Below are 13190 nucleotides of genomic sequence, written 5' to 3' on the forward strand. Positions count from 1 at the left end.
TGCGTCCCCCGTTCGCTTACAATGACTTCTCGGCTAACTCCATCAATTTCTCTTTTGAAAGTTCACCTTCATATTTTTCAATTACGTTGCCTTCACCATCGATGACGAATGTGACAGGCAAGTTATAAATGCCGTAGGCTCCTTCGACCTCACTCTTCGTATCCATCAAAATCGGATAATCAAGTTTGACACCAAGGTCGTTGATGAAGTTGTCGACGCGAAGCGGTGTTTCACCGACATTCACCGCCCAAAAATCGACGCCCATGTCTTGAAGTGCCGCATAGTTTTCTTGTACGACCGGCATTTCTTTCTTACAAGGCTCACAGAATGTCCCCCAGAAGTTTAGGAGCATCCCTTTCCCTTCATAGTTGTCTCGTTCATATAGTGTCGAACCATCAAGTGTGACGAGCTTGAAGTTCGGTGCCTCGTCTCCTGCCTCGATGCGCCCGTCGTTCCCTGCTTGGTCAAATAGTTGCATGAGGGTGATCGCTCCCGCAAAGAGCACTACCGTCATAATCATCAATCGCGAAAAGGATCTCTTTTTCTTTTTCGCGACCGCTTGTTCCATCCGATCGTCTTTCTGTTGATCTTTTGTCATCGTTTTCACACCATCCTTCAGTTGCTATTGTACTGAAAAAACATTAAAAACGCACATTAACAGACTTTTTTCATTTTTTTGTCACACAATCTCCACAATCAAAAAAATCATCCCATTTCAGGACGATTTTTTATTGTTATTTTTTCTTCTTTTTGCCTCGTGGTTTCGGTGGGACGGTCGGGTTCGCGAGTTCACGGAGTTTACTAATCTCTTTGTGTGAAAGTTCACGCCAATCGCCTGTATTGAGACCGTCGAGCGTCAAGAAACCGAACTGTTCACGCTTCAGTTTGATGACCTCGGAACCGATCGCCTCAACCATTCGACGAATTTGGCGATTATGCCCTTCCGAGATAACGATTTCGAGAATCGCTGTGTTCTTCTTCTGATCCACAGACTTCATTTTCACTTTCGCACTTCCCGTTTTAAAACCGTCATCAAGCTGAACGCCTGACTCTAGTTGTTTAATGGCCAAGTAAGAAGGAATATTCTTCACTTTTGCCACGTAGCGCTTTTGAATTTTATATTTCGGGTGTGTCATCATGTTCGAGAACTCGCCATCGTTCGTCAAGATGATGAGTCCCGTCGTGTTATAGTCAAGACGTCCGACCGGGAAGACACGCGCTCCTGGTGGAACGAGGTCCGTAATGACTTTACGTCCTTTATCGTCCTCTACCGTCGACACATAGCCGCTCGGTTTATAGAGTACGTAGTAGACATGCTCTTCTTGTTCGATTTTGACGCCATCGACCTCAATCTCTGACTTCGGTCCGACTTTCGTCCCGAGTTCACGGACGACTTTCCCATTGACGCGAACGCGACCATCTAAAATCATTTCTTCCGCTTTCCGGCGCGAGGCGATCCCCGCTTGTGCGATTACTTTTTGCAAACGTTCCATATGATTAATCCTTCTCCAATCTCTCTTCTTGCTTCGATGGTTCCTGACCGAAGAACAAATCGCCTTCGTCTGTCAGTTCATCTTCAAATGTTAATGGCGGCAGTTCCTCGAGCGAGTTGAACCCGAAGTGGTCGAGGAAATGCTCTGTCGTACGGTATAGTTTGGCACGACCAATCGTCTTCGCACGTCCAGCCGATTCGATCAATCCTTTCGATAACAACGTATGGATGACCCGTTCGACTTTGACTCCTCGAATCTCTTCAATATCCGCTCGTGTGACCGGCTGTTTGTACGCGATGATGACAAGCGTCTCCATCGCCGCGCGTGAAAGAGCCTGCTCAGCCATCGTCCCGACGTATTTTTGAATGTACGGAGAGACGTCCGGTACCGTCACAAGCTTATACACCCCTGCCGATTCCATGAGTTGAAACGGTCGGCTCGATGTTTTAAACGAAGCTTCTAATTTACTGAGCTGTTCTCGTGCCGCAGCCTCTGAAATGTCGAGCGTCTCGGCGAGCGCTCGTACTTCCATTCCTTCGTCTCCGACGACGAACAGCAATCCTTCGATAATCGTCTCATAGGACAGCAACCGCTTCATCCCCTTTCTTTGATGATTCGATGAACGAGATTTGAATATCTTGGTCAAGTTGTTTCGTTTCGACGACCCGTAACTTGATCAACTCCAAAAGTGCCATGAATGTCACGACGAGATCCGAGACGTTCGGACGTTCGACAAAAAAGGCAAAAAATGATGTCTGTCGCGTAGAAGAAACGTGTTCATGAAGTCGTGTCATTTGCTCTTCAAGCGTCCGTTCTTCTCGCTTGATTGTCTTTTTGCGTCGCTCTTTCCAACGTTTTCGCTCAATCATCTTCGAATAGGCGTGAAGTAAATCTGAAAAGTTGAGTGGTCCGTCGTACTTCGACACTTCTTCAGACATATACGTCGTCAAGTCTTCACCTGGCCGCGTATACAGTTCAAGACGATGCTCTTCCTGTTCGCGCATAAAAACGACGGCTTCTTTATAGGCTTTGTATTCAATCAATTGACGAATGAGACCCTCACGCGTCGGTTCATCACTAAAGTCTGGTACCTCTTCATCCTCGATTGGCACCGGAGGTAACAATTGCTTGCTCTTCAATTGGAGCAACGTCGCCGCCATGACCAGATACTCACTGGCCACATCGAGTTCAAATTTTTGCATCGTGCGAATATAGCCGACATACTGGTCAGTGACTTCTGCCACGGAAATGTCGACGATATCAATCTCCATTTTTCCAATCAAATGGAGCAACAGGTCGAGTGGACCTTCGAACGTATCAATTTTAACGTTATAGGCTTCCATAGAGACACCTGCCATTTTACATTTTTGCGCTTTAGTATAACATGTTTTATAACACCGTGGACACGAAAGGAGAAAATTGATTCATGACCCCTTTTATTCATTATACGTTGCTCTTTGAATGTCATGCCGATTATTTTGAATGTCACGAAGTATTAGAGGAGGCATGGCAAGAAGGTGGACGACAACATCACGGCTATGCGGCACTTATCCAATACGCTGTTATTCACTACCATCTACGACGAGACAATCTCATCGGTGCGAACAAGAGCTTACGACTGTTGCGTCGAAAGATTGATGTCGCTTCCCCCTATTTAAACGAACTTGGTCTTGATGTCGACTCCTTCATCGCCCAGCTTGAGAAATGGCCGTTAGAAACGAAGCTCCCATTACAACAAAACGTTCGTGAGACGGTCGAATCATTGAAACCGACGTTCCCATCGACGGAACTATCTTTCGAGGAATTGGTCCACAAGCATCTGCGCCGTGACCGGAGTGAGGTGATCACGAAACGGGAGTTGGCACTTTTAAAAAGGCAACGTGCAAGAAGTTGACGTCAAGATTCAAGAAGTCTTCTTTTCATGATCAATGATGATTTTTTAACTTCTTAAACGCCAGCACCCAACTCTCGAGATCGCTCCGATCATGTAAATATTCAGAAGGGGTTTCAAGTAAATCCATGCCAACTATCGTTTGTAAGCAGGACCAAACCACCTCGTCAGAAGCTGTCCAATCAAATCCATCTATATTTTCATATTGTTCCATCCACTGATATGCCCAGTCAGAGATTTCTTCTCTCGTTCGTTCTTGTCTGAGCACTTGCTCCAATCGATTGATCAGTTCATCGATTGTTACTCGATTCATGAATCCACCTCATTTAACGGGTTTGTGATTTACTCTATCAATATGTAAAACCCCCATAATCACAATCGTGATTACGGGGGTTTTTGTCATCAGACGACTAATTGATTCCATTTATCTAATAAATCGCCTGTCTTGCCTGTACCGGTTAACGTCAAATCAAGTGGAAGGACGTTTCTTACCTCATCAAGAAGCTCGTAAGAACGTTTCTCGCCACGGAATGAAGGCGACAAGGCGATATGGTCGATGACCATCGTCGTTCCTTGTTGCACCATTCCAATGATGCCAACGAAGTCCTCGTCGACTTTCCATAAGTAGAGGAACTTCGACTCCTCCTCGTCATACGATCGGACGAGTTCAAGCAAGCTGAGCGGAGATTTGTCACTGCATGAGAATGCGAGTAGACCCATCGCCGTCTTTTCATAAGAACGTTTATATTTGACCAGCATCGCTGGGTTCACCACCTTTTGTCATTCAAGTTTCACAACGTGAACACGTGAGAGACATGGTTCATTGTGCCATAACCTTCAGGCAAAAATCAATTCTCGTCCCAAACCTTCACTTCTGCCATCTTCGTACCTTGACGAAGTTTGACGGCATGCTCAAGACCAGATGTCACTTTACCGAATACCGTGTGGACGCCATCTAAATGCGGTTGTGGCTCGTGCACGATGAAGAACTGTGAAGACCCTGTATTGCGACCTGCGTGGGCCATTGAAAGTGAGCCCGCTTCATGCTTGTGTGGGAAAGATGTCGATGTCTCACAAGGAATCGTGTAGCCTGCGCCACCCATTCCAGTTCCTTGTGGGCAACCACCTTGGCTCACGAAGCCAGGGATGACACGGTGGAACGTCAATCCGTTGTAAAACCCGCTGTTTGCAAGTTTTTCGAAGTTTTCGACTGTAATAGGTGCTTCACCGTGGAACAAATCAAATTCAATCATTTCGCCATTTTCAAGTTTCATAGAACCTTTTTTCATGTTTCAAGCAACCCCTTTATTTATGGTATGTATCCTGCTGTTTGACACTCACATTACCCATCTTATCAAAAAAACACGTCTGTCTCCACTTTTTTTGTGGAAACAGACGTTCTGTCTTATTGGATGACAGCGTGAACGAGTGGGCGAGCCTCTGGTTTCGTTGCACCAATTGTATAGGCATGGTCTAAACGTTCAACGGCTGAAGACATGTCTTCGATGTTCGAACGGAGCACCGCAATGACATCGCCTGACTCGACACGGTCCCCGACTTTCTTCTCAAGCGTGATGCCTGCCGCGAAATCAATCTCGTCTTCTTTCGTTGCGCGGCCCGCTCCGAGAAGCATCGCTGCGACACCTACTTCGTCTGCGATGATTGACTCGACATAACCCGCTTCTTTCGCAACGAATGTCGTCTCGTAAGAGGCTTGTGGTAATTTTGTCACATCATCGACGAGTGACGCGTCGCCACCTTGGGCTTCAACGAATTTACGGAACACCTCGAGTGCATGACCGTCAGCAATTCGTTTTTCAAGGTCTGCATATGCTTCGTCGAAAGTTGGATAGAACTCACCAAGGACAGCCATATGTCCAGCGATCGTGAGTGCGATCGTCTTCAAGTCTTCAACTTCTTTACCTGAAAGGACTTCAATCGCTTCTTTCACTTCGTTCGCGTTCCCGATTTCAAAGCCGAGCGGTTGGTCCATGTCCGTGATGACAGCGACCGTCTTACGTCCGACGTTCTTCCCGATTGCGACCATTTCTTCCGCGAGTGCTTTCGCATCGTCGAACGACTTCATGAACGCACCAGAACCCGTCTTGACGTCGAGGACGATACTGTCCGCACCCGCTGCGATTTTCTTCGACATGATCGAGCTCGCGATGAGTGGAATCGATTCGACCGTAGCCGTGACATCACGGAGCGCATAGAGGCGCTTATCGGCAGGCGTCAAGTTCCCAGTCTGCCCGATGATGGACATCTTGATATCGTTCACTTGTTTCGTGAATTGTTCTTCCGTCAATTCGACATTGAATCCAGGGAACGATTCAAGCTTATCGATTGTACCTCCCGTGTGGCCGAGACCACGACCACTCATTTTCGCAACCGGAATTCCGATCGACGCGACGAGTGGTGCAACAATCAAGCTAATCTTGTCACCGACACCGCCCGTTGAGTGCTTATCGACTTTTTTCCCTTCAATGTTCGAAAGGTCGATCGTATCGCCCGACTTCACCATTTCCATCGTCAAGGCAGCCGTCTCTTTTTCAGTCATCCCATTGAAATAGATGGCCATCGACAAGGCTGACATCTGATAGTCAGGGATTGATTCGTTCGTGAATCCTTCGACGACGAAGCGAATCTCCTCTTCGTTCAATTCTCCACCGTTACGTTTTTTCAAAATCAAATCGACCATACGCATAACTGTCGTCCTCCTAGAAATTAAGTTACTTACATGCTTTTAATCGTGCCACGCACGAGTGAAAGGAAGTCTTGACGAACACGTTCTGTCGTCTCGATGACTTCTTCATGGTTGAGTGGTTGGTTTAAAATACCTGCCGCCATGTTCGAGACGCACGAAATCCCAAGGACACGCATATCTGAATGGCGTGCGACGATGACTTCAGGGACCGTCGACATACCGACGACGTCTCCACCGAGAAGACGTGCCATTTTGACTTCAGCTGGTGTTTCGTACGTAGGACCTGTGTTCCCGAAATAGACTCCTTTTTGTACAGAAAGTCCAAGGTCTGACGCGACGCGTTCTGTCAATTTCACGAGCTCTTTATCGTACGCTTCTGACATATCAGGGAAGCGCGTCCCGAACTCACTCGCATTTTTCCCGATGAGCGGACTCGTTCCGAAGAAATTGATATGATCCGTGATAATCATCAAGTCCCCTGGGTTGAATGACTCGTTACATGCGCCTGCTGCATTCGTCACGATGAGCGTCTCGACACCAATCAATTTGAGGACACGAACCGGGAACGTCACTTGTTCCATCGAGTATCCTTCATAGAAGTGGAACCGTCCTTGCATGGCGACGACACGTTTACCTTCAAGTTCTCCGAACACGAGTTGACCCGCATGTCCTTCGACGGTTGACACTGGGAAGTGTGGGATTTCCTCATAAGGAATGGCTACCGGGTTCTCAATTTCATCCGCAAGGACTCCAAGACCTGACCCGAGAATGAGTCCGATTTCTGGTGTATCACCCATACGCTCCTGCAAAAACGCTTTTGTTTCGTTCCAATTTACCATGAATATTGCCTCCTCAAATTTCGTTTAAGAAACTCTTTCCGTGTGATGGTGCCGCGACGTCAAAGTTATCAGCAACGGTCGCACCGATATCTGCGAATGTCCCGCGAATGCCCAAATCAACCGCCTTCGCTCCGTTATGATGAACGATGAGCGGAACGTATTCACGTGTGTGGTCTGTACCGGCATGAACAGGGTCATTTCCGTGGTCAGCTGTGATGATGAGTAAGTCGTCTTCACGAAGACGCTCCATCACTTCCGGTAGGCGCGCATCGTACTCTTCAAGTGCGACCGCATAGCCTTCTGGGTCACGGCGATGACCGAACAAGGCATCGAAATCAACCAAGTTCAAGAAGCAGAGTCCTTCGAAGTCTTCCTCGAGCGACTCGACCAATTTGTCCATGCCGTCCATGTTCGATTTCGTACGGACGGCTTTTGTCACACCTTCACCATCGTAAATATCGCTGATCTTCCCTAATGCGATGACGTCTTTCCCAGATTCCTCGAGCGTGTTCATGACCGTCTTACCAAATGGTTTCAATGCGTAGTCGTGACGATTTGCCGTACGGACCCATGCTCCTGGTGTCCCGATGAACGGACGAGCGATGATGCGTCCGAGCATATACGGATCTTCACGTGTGATTTCACGGGCATATTCGCAAATACGGTATAACTCATCAATCGGCACAATGTCTTCATGTGCTGCGATTTGCAGGACCGAGTCGGCAGATGTATACACGATAAGGGCGCCCGTCTCGACATGTTCTGCACCGAGTTCGTCCAAGATTTCAGTTCCTGATGCCGGTTTGTTTCCGATGATCTTACGGCCACTGAACTCTTCGAGGCGGTGAATCAAATCGTCAGGAAACTTTTCAAATACACGGAACGGCGTCTCGATATGAAGACCCATGATTTCCCAATGTCCCGTCATCGTATCTTTACCAGCTGAGATTTCTTCCATACGACCATACGCACTTGGGGCATCCGATGCATCGATGCCTTGAATCGGCTTGATGTTCGAAAGTCCGAGTTTACCCATGTTCGGCATGTTCAATCCGTTATGTTCGCGTGCGATATGCCCGAGCGTGTCCGCTCCTTTGTCACCGAACTGTTCGGCATCCGGTGCTTCACCGATTCCGACCGAGTCCATGACCACTAAGAAAATACGTTTAAATTTTTTCACAAAAAAATCCTCCTTTTCGATAGTTAGGCACGAGGGTGATGCTTGCGATACACATCCTGTAATCGCGACTTGTTGACATGCGTATACACTTGTGTCGTCGCCAAATCCGCGTGACCGAGCATCTGTTGAATGGCGCGTAAATCCGCCCCATTTTCAAGCAGGTGTGTCGCAAACGAATGACGGAGCACATGCGGAGTAATCTCTTTATCGATACCCGCAAGTTTGGCACGTCGTTTGATCATCTTCCAAAATCCTTGACGACTGAGCCGTCCCCCTCTTCCGTTTAAAAAGAGCGCCTCTGTTTCTCTTCCGCCGAGCCCGTTACGAGCTTGCTGGATATAGCGCTCGACAAAGCCTTGAGCGACGGAGGAAACCGGGATGATTCGGGCGCGCTCACCTTTCCCTTCACATTGTAGATACCCCAATTCAAACTGCAAATCATCCAAATCCAGACCTAAAAGTTCACTGACTCGCATTCCCGTCCCATATAGCAGTTCAAGCATGGCACGGTCTCGAAGCGAGAGTGGGTCGGACGTCGGCACGCTGTCCAAGAGTCGCTCGACTTCCGCTTGTGACCATGTATCGGGAAGTTGTTTCTCTGCTTTTGGTGTCTCTAAATATAGAGACGGATCGGTCGTCGTTACCCCGGTCAGTTTGAGATGATGATGGAACATTCGGATTGAACTGACAGCCCGTCTCAACGACGATGAGGCTCGTCCTGCTTGTGACAGTTCTTCGATATGTTTGACGATGTGTGATCGTGTCACCTCGTTCCAATCTTCCACCTCAAGTTGGGTCAAGGTCGATGCGTATTGCGTCAAATCGCTCGCATACGCTTGTCTCGTATTTGCGGACATCCGCTTTTCAACCGTCATGTATTGAAGAAATGACTCAATATGCGAACGCATCATACCCTCCTCCTTCCTTGTTTCACCTGAATACGCTTACAGCATATCACTTATGTAAACTGTTGTGAAGATGTCTGACCTCATTTTTTATTCAATTTTTTGTGAACATAAACGTGAGGAATCTACAGCTCTATTTTCTTATTTTTCTGGCATATCCAACACAGAAGCGATATACTACGTATGACTTATTAAAATATTTTAAAAAGTAGATTGGAGTTTGATTGTGATGAAAGATCCACAACATGAATTACTGGTCGACATCCGAAAGCAAATCGTCCTCCACGACGTATCGACGGTCTCTGAGTTAAGTAAGATCACACACGTTTCATTCCCCACCGTAAAAAAAATTATCGATGACATGATTGAATATGGTGAGGTCATCGAACATGGGCAACACGCTCCTAAAGGTGGACGTCCTGCAAAAAGTTATCGTTACAATTCAACCTTCCGACATTGCCTGACCTTATATATCGAAGCGAACGAGATTCACTATCGCTTGATTGACTGTCAAAATCAGATTGCAGAGGAAGGCGTGTCTTTCGTCACGGGAACTCATTTAGAGACGTTAGGCACCCTCGTTGATGCATTCGATCAACACACCATAAAGCTTGGCGCCATCTCTGTCGGCGTCGCCGCTGCAGTAGATAGGGGTCGGATTGTTTTCGCCCCAGAATATCCGTCTCTGGCTCATTTAGATTTGAAGAATTGGTTGATGGACCGGACCGGCCTTCCGGTCGTCATTGAAAATGATATGAACGCTGCCGTCTACGGATTCTCTAAACGGGATGAGACCTCAACACATCAGTCTATCGTCTATCTCGGGCTTGGGAAAAACGGTCCCGGTGCCGGCATCTTAGTCGATGGACATGTCGTCAGGGGACAATCCGGATTCAGCGGCGAGGTTTCGTTTCTTCCGCTTTATGATCATGCATCTTTTTATGACCGAATTAAAAACAAGTCTTATGGACCGAACGTCCTGAAAGAAGAAGAGATTGATGCAATGGGACGTCTAGTCGCTACGTTCGCTGCGACACTCAACCCACATGCATTCATTTTTTCAGATGTCGATCTCGTTCTAGAAGATTTGCCTCACATTAATCGTGCATGTGAACGATATCTCCCTTCTCGTCACATTCCTGTTCTTCACATAGGGGAATGGGAAGAAGATTATTTTTCTGGACTAGCACGACTTGGTATTGAATTGATGCTCGAAACGATTCAGCGAGGTGGCGTATGACGATTTTATTATTGGCCGTGATTTATATCGCGTTTATCAGCCTTGGTCTTCCAGATGCATTGCTCGGTGTCGGGTGACCACTTATGCATCGAGAATTCTCAGCACCTGTATCGATGCTCGGATGGATTTTCATGACGATAGCCGGGGGAACGATTCTTTCAAGCCTATTAAGCGGGAAGCTGTTGGAACGTTTCGACACGAAACAAGTTACATTCGGTTCAACGTTGCTCACCGCGATCTGTCTATTTGGATTTTACATCGCGCCTTCAATCGGTTGGTTATTTGTGGTCGCCATCCCGCTCGGACTCGGAGCGGGTGCCGTCGATGCCGCACTGAACCATTACGTGGCGGAACATTATAAGGCGCACCACATGAACTGGCTACATTGTTTTTGGGGGATTGGCGCTACCGGAGGGCCACTCGTTATGGCGAGTGTATTGACGGAGAATGGATGGCGGGACGGCTATTTGATCATCGCTGCCGTTCAGTTCAGCTTAGCTCTCATATTGTGGTTATCCTTTCCACTTTGGAAACAGAAAGAGACGTCCATTTCACAACTTCAAGAAACAGCCGTAACAACACTCAATCGTAAGCTACCGACAGGAGTCTCCTATGCGTTGGTCACATTTTTACTTTACTGCGGGGTCGAAGCGTTGATTGGGTTATGGACGAGTAGTTATCTCGTTCAGCTGAAACAGTTTTCGATTGCGACAGCAGCAGCATGGGTGTCCATCTACTATGGCAGCATCACAATCGGACGATTCCTGAGCGGATTCCTCTCCTTCCGTTTCACGAACAGACAGATGATTCGGATGGGACAAATGCTCGCTCTCTTCGGTAGCATCCTTTTCTTCATCCCGACGTCCGCGACGATGCTAATCGGATTAATGTTGATCGGTTTTGGATTGGCACCGATATATCCGAGCATGCTTCACGATACGCCGAGTCGGTTCGGCTCGGCACAATCGAAGCGATTGATGGGTTTTCAAATGGCATTTGCCTACTCAGGGAGTACGTTTCTCCCCCCACTATTCGGATTGATTGTATCTATGACCTCACTCCGCTTTTTACCGGTCGTGATCATCTTGATTATGACCGGGATGCTCTTCAATACAGAACGATTGAATCAAATCCTTAGACGCACACCACAGGAGGAGAAGATATGAGAATCGAACATGTCGCGATTTGGGTGAACGACATCGAAAACATGCGCCGATTTTATGAAGTCTATTTTGGCGCAAAGTCCAATGATAAATATGAAAACAAGAAGAAACAGTTTGAATCATACTTTTTGACGTTTCCAGATTCACGTTGCCGACTCGAGATAATGCAACGGCCAAATCTCGTATCGCATCCAAAAGAAACGATTGGCTATGCACACATCGCCTTCTCGCTCGGGAGTACGCAAACGGTAGATGCATTGACGGAACGTTTTCAACTTGATGGATACACACATGTCGACGGTCCACGGATGACCGGTGACGGCTATTATGAAAGTGTCATCCTTGATCCAGAGGGTAACACTGTCGAATTGACCATTTAATCAAAAGGAGACAACACACATGATCCAGGCAATTTTACTTGATTTAGACGGCACACTCTTAAATGACGATAAAATGATCACGGAACAAACGAAGCGTACGCTACTAGCATTGCAAGCACAAGGTGTGAAAGTGGTGCTTGCGTCAGGACGTCCGAAACGAGGCATGATTTGCTATGCTGAAGAGTTAAAACTGAACGAGTTCGATGGACTGATTGTCTCCTCAAATGGGGCGTGTGTCACGGACGCTTCAACAGGCGACACGTTATTTGAACAAGCGATGCAAATCGATGATGTCCGCTCGATTTTAGAGCATTTAGAGAATTACGAGGTCATCCCAATGATTAACGATGATACGTATATGTATGTTCGAGACGTATTCGAAGGACAACTTGACGTAAATGGAAAATTGATCAACATCATCGAATATGAATCAAGAGGAGGTCAGTTCCAATTGCGAGAAGAACCGAGCCTGATCGACATCATCGACTTTCCAGTCCACAAGATTCTGGTTGCTGGTGAACCGTCATACTTACGAGAAAATGCCCCAGCCCTAGCTGCCCCATTCATAGGGCGGGTCACGAGCATGTTCACAGCGGCGATGTATTATGAATTCACCGATTTAGGCATCGATAAAGCGAAAGCGTTACGTCACGTCTTCAAGGAATTAGGGATTGACCGTGACCAGGTCATCGCTTTCGGAGATGGTCATAACGACCGTTCAATCATTGAATATGCGGGAATCGGGATTGCCATGGGAAATGCCGTCGATGCATTGATCGACATAGCGACTGAAGTCACAACATCAAACAATGATGACGGGATTTCGAAGATTCTTGAACGTTATATTACACATTGAAAAAGGACAGATGACCTGAATAGGTCGTCTGTCCTTTATACATTAACCGTTGATGACTGCTTTATGACCTTCGAGCGTGACGCCTTTTGCTTGGCATACTTTGCAGATACCATGAAACGTCAAGCGATGGTCCTTAATCAAAAATTCGTATTTGCTCTCGACTTTTTTCTCCACATCAACGAGCAAATCTTCCATAATCTCCTCGACCGAGCCGCATTCGACACAGACGAGGTGGTGGTGCGAATGATTCGCGCCTTCTGGTCGCAGGTCGAAGCGTGCGACCCCGTCACCGAAGTTGACTTTATCGACGACACCGAGTTCTGTCAACAACTCTAATGTACGATAGACCGTAGCGAGTCCAATTTCAGGTGCAATGCTCTTGACGAGCATGAATACATTCTCTGCACTCAAATGGTCCGTCTCATTCTCAAGTAAGATGCGTACTGTTGATTCACGTTGTGGTGTTAATTTATATCCTTTGGCGCTCAATTGCTGTTTAATTCGTTCAATTCGCGTTTCCATAAGGCGCCCCCTCT

Annotated in this window: 16 protein-coding genes and 1 pseudogene; 5 read left to right on the plus strand and 12 right to left on the minus strand. The window is 47.2% G+C overall.

Annotated elements, in window-relative coordinates:
- Positions 1-16 precede the first annotated feature (16 nt).
- The 4 genes from KNO90_RS01320 to KNO90_RS01335 form a co-directional block, all read right to left on the minus strand.
- Positions 17-598 carry a redoxin domain-containing protein gene (locus KNO90_RS01320; protein WP_214740949.1) on the minus strand — a complete coding sequence of 194 codons (582 nt, stop codon included), beginning with the start codon at positions 596-598 and terminating at the stop codon, positions 17-19.
- 136 nt (positions 599-734) lie between these two features.
- Complete coding sequence (locus KNO90_RS01325) at positions 735-1493, minus strand: pseudouridine synthase (protein WP_214740951.1); 759 nt, start codon at positions 1491-1493, stop codon at positions 735-737.
- 4 nt (positions 1494-1497) lie between these two features.
- On the minus strand, positions 1498-2091 hold the full coding sequence (gene scpB, locus KNO90_RS01330) for an SMC-Scp complex subunit ScpB (protein ID WP_215112841.1): 594 nt from the start codon (positions 2089-2091) through the stop codon (positions 1498-1500).
- Positions 2069-2836 (minus strand): segregation/condensation protein A, encoded by a 768-nt coding sequence (locus KNO90_RS01335; protein ID WP_214740955.1) that lies wholly within the window; start codon positions 2834-2836, stop codon positions 2069-2071. Before KNO90_RS01335 ends, scpB begins: the two co-directional genes overlap by 23 nt.
- Positions 2837-2919: 83 nt before the next feature.
- Here KNO90_RS01335 and KNO90_RS01340 point away from each other — a divergent pair, with 83 nt between their 5' ends.
- Complete coding sequence (locus KNO90_RS01340; RefSeq protein ID WP_215112842.1) at positions 2920-3387, plus strand: DUF309 domain-containing protein; 468 nt, start codon at positions 2920-2922, stop codon at positions 3385-3387.
- A gap of 31 nt (positions 3388-3418) precedes the next feature.
- Here KNO90_RS01340 and KNO90_RS01345 read toward each other — a convergent pair whose 3' ends face one another.
- From KNO90_RS01345 to xerD, 7 genes are all read right to left on the minus strand, one after another.
- Positions 3419-3697, minus strand: coding sequence for a DNA-binding protein (locus KNO90_RS01345; RefSeq protein WP_215112843.1), 279 nt, complete (start codon positions 3695-3697; stop codon positions 3419-3421).
- Between the two features lie 89 nt (positions 3698-3786).
- Positions 3787-4143, minus strand: a complete 357-nt coding sequence (locus KNO90_RS01350) for a GNAT family N-acetyltransferase (RefSeq protein ID WP_215112844.1) — start codon at positions 4141-4143, stop codon at positions 3787-3789.
- Positions 4144-4232: 89 nt separating this feature from the next.
- Positions 4233-4673, minus strand: coding sequence for a peptidylprolyl isomerase (locus tag KNO90_RS01355; protein WP_012726499.1), 441 nt, complete (start codon positions 4671-4673; stop codon positions 4233-4235).
- 116 nt (positions 4674-4789) lie between these two features.
- Positions 4790-6091 carry a pyrimidine-nucleoside phosphorylase gene (locus KNO90_RS01360; RefSeq protein ID WP_215112845.1) on the minus strand — a complete coding sequence of 434 codons (1302 nt, stop codon included), beginning with the start codon at positions 6089-6091 and terminating at the stop codon, positions 4790-4792.
- A gap of 29 nt (positions 6092-6120) precedes the next feature.
- Entirely contained in the window at positions 6121-6930 is an 810-nt protein-coding gene (locus tag KNO90_RS01365; protein WP_215112846.1) for a purine-nucleoside phosphorylase, read from the minus strand.
- 13 nt (positions 6931-6943) lie between these two features.
- Complete coding sequence (deoB, locus tag KNO90_RS01370) at positions 6944-8110, minus strand: phosphopentomutase (RefSeq protein ID WP_214740967.1); 1167 nt, start codon at positions 8108-8110, stop codon at positions 6944-6946.
- Between the two features lie 23 nt (positions 8111-8133).
- Entirely contained in the window at positions 8134-9018 is an 885-nt protein-coding gene (xerD, locus tag KNO90_RS01375; protein WP_214740969.1) for a site-specific tyrosine recombinase XerD, read from the minus strand.
- Between the two features lie 226 nt (positions 9019-9244).
- On the opposite strand from xerD, the gene KNO90_RS01380 reads away from it, so the two are divergent.
- The 4 genes and pseudogenes from KNO90_RS01380 to KNO90_RS01395 all read left to right on the plus strand — a co-directional run bounded on the left by KNO90_RS01380 (position 9245) and on the right by KNO90_RS01395 (position 12654).
- The gene (locus KNO90_RS01380) at positions 9245-10255 is read left to right on the plus strand and encodes an ROK family protein (protein ID WP_215112847.1); all 1011 of its coding nucleotides are present in this window, start codon (positions 9245-9247) and stop codon (positions 10253-10255) included.
- Positions 10252-11421, plus strand: a pseudogene (locus KNO90_RS01385) (MFS transporter). The gene KNO90_RS01380 and the pseudogene KNO90_RS01385 overlap by 4 nt, the downstream one beginning before the upstream one ends.
- Complete coding sequence (locus tag KNO90_RS01390; RefSeq protein WP_214740975.1) at positions 11418-11798, plus strand: VOC family protein; 381 nt, start codon at positions 11418-11420, stop codon at positions 11796-11798. The pseudogene KNO90_RS01385 and the gene KNO90_RS01390 overlap by 4 nt, the downstream one beginning before the upstream one ends.
- A 19-nt stretch (positions 11799-11817) precedes the next feature.
- Positions 11818-12654 carry a Cof-type HAD-IIB family hydrolase gene (locus KNO90_RS01395; RefSeq protein WP_215112848.1) on the plus strand — a complete coding sequence of 279 codons (837 nt, stop codon included), beginning with the start codon at positions 11818-11820 and terminating at the stop codon, positions 12652-12654.
- 42 nt (positions 12655-12696) lie between these two features.
- Here KNO90_RS01395 and fur read toward each other — a convergent pair whose 3' ends face one another.
- Entirely contained in the window at positions 12697-13176 is a 480-nt protein-coding gene (fur, locus tag KNO90_RS01400; RefSeq protein WP_016509373.1) for a ferric iron uptake transcriptional regulator, read from the minus strand.
- Positions 13177-13190: the final 14 nt, after the last annotated feature.

The organism is Exiguobacterium sp. s63, from assembly GCF_018617335.1.
Classification (GTDB): Bacteria; Bacillota; Bacilli; order Exiguobacteriales; family Exiguobacteriaceae; genus Exiguobacterium.